The 3,670-nt window shown below is 32.9% G+C and carries 3 protein-coding genes; 2 read left to right on the top strand and 1 reads right to left on the bottom strand.

Translation table 11 applies throughout. From position 1 onward, the window contains the following. Together FLACOL7796_RS20675 and FLACOL7796_RS20670 are read left to right on the top strand one after the other, a co-directional pair. Positions 1-2,060 (top strand): S41 family peptidase (locus FLACOL7796_RS20675; RefSeq protein ID WP_232067420.1); only part of this gene is annotated, 2,060 nt, incomplete at its 5' end. Positions 2,061-2,352: 292 nt separating this feature from the next. After that, positions 2,353-3,066, top strand: a complete 714-nt coding sequence (locus tag FLACOL7796_RS20670) for a YebC/PmpR family DNA-binding transcriptional regulator (protein WP_029269334.1) — start codon at positions 2,353-2,355, stop codon at positions 3,064-3,066. 58 nt (positions 3,067-3,124) lie between these two features. On the opposite strand, the gene FLACOL7796_RS20665 is transcribed toward FLACOL7796_RS20670, so the two are convergent. Beyond that, positions 3,125-3,505: a hypothetical protein gene (locus tag FLACOL7796_RS20665; RefSeq protein ID WP_232067419.1), complete on the bottom strand. Its 381-nt coding sequence runs from the start codon at positions 3,503-3,505 to the stop codon at positions 3,125-3,127. Positions 3,506-3,670 lie beyond the last annotated feature (165 nt).

Below are 3,670 nucleotides of genomic sequence, written 5' to 3'. Positions count from 1 at the left end.
ATTTTAATCTAAACGAAGATTTTCGATTTATGAAAAAAATATTATTAGTATTGATGTTGTTTACAAATGTTCTATTTAGCCAAAATAGCAACAACACTTGTGAGATACTAAACAAAATAAATGCACTTATTCAGGAAGAACATATTAGACCAAAACTGGTAGACGATAGTTTGTCGGTTTTTGTTTTTGATAACTTAATCAATGAGTTAGATCCTTCACGAAATATATTTTTTAAATCAGAATATGATGATTTAGCGAACAAATACAGAACCAATCTTGATGATCTTATCTTGAGTGATCATTGCGATTTTCTGGACGATATTACCTCTGTTTATAAAAATGGTCTTTTAAGAACAAAGACTGTTCTTGAAAAAATTCAGAAAGAACCGATCGATTATACCAAACAAGATACGATCAGGTTTTATAAAAAATCATTCGCTTTTTACCTCAAAAAAGAAGATTTAGAAAAGGTTTGGACGAAAAAAATCAGATATCAGATTCTGGATGAAATTGCCGAATCGAGTGATAACTTGGATTCACTTAAAACCAATTTTAAGTCGATTGAATTGAAGTCGAAAAACTTAATTGTGGCGAACGAAATCTGCCGCATTAATACGTTGCTGGAAACAAATACAAAACAGGAGGAAAAACTATATAATTTCTTTTGCACGTATTTTGATCCGCATACGGCCTATTTTAGCGATGATTCTAAAACGAGTTTTGTCGCTTCATTATCAAAAGAGCATTTGTCTTTGGGGATGACTGTAAGTCTAAACGAAAAAAATGAAATTATTATAGCCGAACTTGACCCCAATGGTCCTGCGTACCAAACGGGACAGATAAAAAAGGGCGATCAGATTGTTTCGATATCCAATCAAAAAGAATCTTTGCAGGTTTCGTGTGCTTCGTTAGAATCTATTTCGACAATGATTTTATCTGAAGCGAACAAAAATATTACGCTTACGCTAAAGCGAAATTCGGGTAAAAGCTTTGATGTGGATATCGAAAAGCAGGTAATGAAGGATGAGGATAATTCGGTTTTTAGTTTTATAATTGGTAAAGACAGTAAAATTGGATACATCAAAATTCCGAGTTTCTACGCTGACTTAGATGGCAATAGCCGAAAAGGTTGTGCCGATGATGTGGCGCGCGAGGTTATGAAACTGGAAAGGGATAATATAAAAGGTCTTGTAATTGATTTAATTGATAATGGCGGCGGGTCTATGGAAGAAGCCATAAAACTTGCCGGAATGTTTATTGATTACGGTCCGCTTTCTATTGTGGTAGATAATAAAGAACTACAATCGGTAATTAATGATCCTTATAAAGGTTTGATTTATAAAGGTCCGATTGTGATTTTAGTGAATAGTAATACGGCTTCGGCAAGTGAATTTTTCTCTTCGATATTGCAAGATTATAATCGCGCATTGTTATTAGGCAGCAATACACTTGGAAAAGCTACCATGCAAACCATCCTTTCGCTTGACGAAACAAAAAACACAGACTTCCTGAAAATTACCATTAATAAATTCTACCGCGTTACAGGAAAAAGCCATCAATATGTTGGGGTTAAACCCGATGTAGTCCTTCCTGAATTTTATGAGGGCGTTTATCAAAAAGAAAGTGATTTCCCTACTGCTATTAAAAATGACAGTATTCAGACTTCTATAAAATTCAGACCTTACGTAAAAAGGGCTTTAATCGACAAACTGGCAAAAAATAGTAGTACACGACTGGCTGACAACTATTTCTTTAACAATATTAAAAAGATAAACCAAAAGATTGATCAGCTTGTAAATACGCCAAAAGCAGAGATTCCGATGACTTTGGACGCCATTTTTAAACAGAAGAAAATCGTAAATTCTCTTTGGAAAGAAATCAATACTTTTAATGATGAAAATAATCCTTTAGACGTTTACAATTCTACGGTGAATCAGTTTTTACTGGGTGTTTATCCTAACGAAAAAACGATAAATCAATATCAGATTAATAATCTAAAAACAAATCCGTACCTGAACGAAGCAGTAAATGTTATTAATGAGTTTAATGCGATGAAATAGTGATTTTAGATTTTAGATTTTAGATTTTAGATTTTAGATTTTAGATTTTAGATTTTAGATTTTAGATTTTAGATTTTAGATTTTAGATTTTAGATTTTAGATTTTATCACATTTTCAAAGCCTTCGGCTTTGAAAATGATATTTCTTAAAAAAAGCTTTGCGAACTCTGCGCAAATCTTGGCGTTCTCTGCAGTTAAATTATTCTCAACAACATAATCAAAAAAACTTAATCTTTGATTTTGCAAAAATAAGGAATAACCGTATTTTTGCATCTCAAAACTAAAAATTAGAAATGGGAAGAGCGTTCGAATTTAGAAAAGGAAGAAAAATGAAACGTTGGTCAGCAATGGCCAAAACTTTTACCAGAATTGGTAAAGACATCGTTATGGCTGTTAAAGAAGGCGGTCCTAACCCAGATGCCAATTCTAGATTAAGAGCTGTAATACAAAATGCTAAGGCTGCTAACATGCCTAAGGACAATGTAGAGCGCGCGATAAAAAATGCAAGTAATAAAGATACTGCCAACTATAAAGAGATTTTGTTTGAAGGATATGCTCCTCACGGAATTGCTATTTTGATTGAAACTGCATCTGACAACAATAATAGAACTGTAGCCAACATTCGTAGCTACTTTAATAAATGCAACGGTACAATGGGAACTCAGGGTTCTGTTGAGTTTATGTTTGATCATACTTGCAACTTTAGAATTGCAAAAGGTGATCTTGATCCGGAAGAATTAGAATTAGAACTAATTGATTTTGGTGCTGAGGAAGTTTTTGAGGACGAAGACGGAATTTTAATCTACGCTCCTTTTGGAAGTTTTGGTGCTTTGCAAAAAGAATTAGAAAACAGAGGTTTAGAGATTTTATCTTCAGGTTTTGAGCGTATTCCGCAAATTACCAAAGAACTTACAGAAGCTCAAATCGCTGATGTTGAAAAACTAATCGAAAAAATCGAAGAAGATGATGACGTTATGAACGTTTATCATACTATGCAGGAAGCATAATTTTCTCTTTTTATAAATATCAAAAGCCCTGAAATTTTCAGGGCTTTTTTGTTATAATTCAATAAGGTAAATCATCAACGGGAATATTAATAAAATCAGGCTCTGGCGTACTCTCAAACCGAATTGCCTGAATCTCAAGATGACCTTCCAGCAACGCCTTAATTACCCGATGCATTCCATCCATTAAGCGTCCGTCTGAACATAAAATAATAGGATACTTTAGATCTGCTTGCTGAACAAGTTTCATATGGTTGAGAACATCTGCGCAAGTTGGTAAATTGGTATTATGTTCGAACCAATAAGGTTCATTTACTTCTTTTATATCAGACAATAAAATGCTTTTTACGGGCAGATCTTTAGACAATTCAATTAGTCGATGAACATCCCAGGCTTTTAGTCCCTGTTCGCTTTTACGTAAGTTATATTGTTTTCTCATCATAATTAATCAAACATTTAATGAAGCACTTTATTGCTAAAAAATACAAAAAATTGAGAGAGATTTACATCAATTAAAATAAACTATTATATTTACGATTCTCAAATTTAAATTAACTCAAAATAAACACAATATGCAAGCATCAAAATACACAAGATACGCTGTAAT

Source organism: Flavobacterium bizetiae (assembly GCF_902804475.1).
Taxonomy (GTDB): Bacteria; Bacteroidota; Bacteroidia; order Flavobacteriales; family Flavobacteriaceae; genus Flavobacterium; species Flavobacterium bizetiae.
The sequence above is the reverse complement of the archived record's forward strand: the minus strand, read 5'-3'. Positions and strand labels throughout refer to the sequence as shown.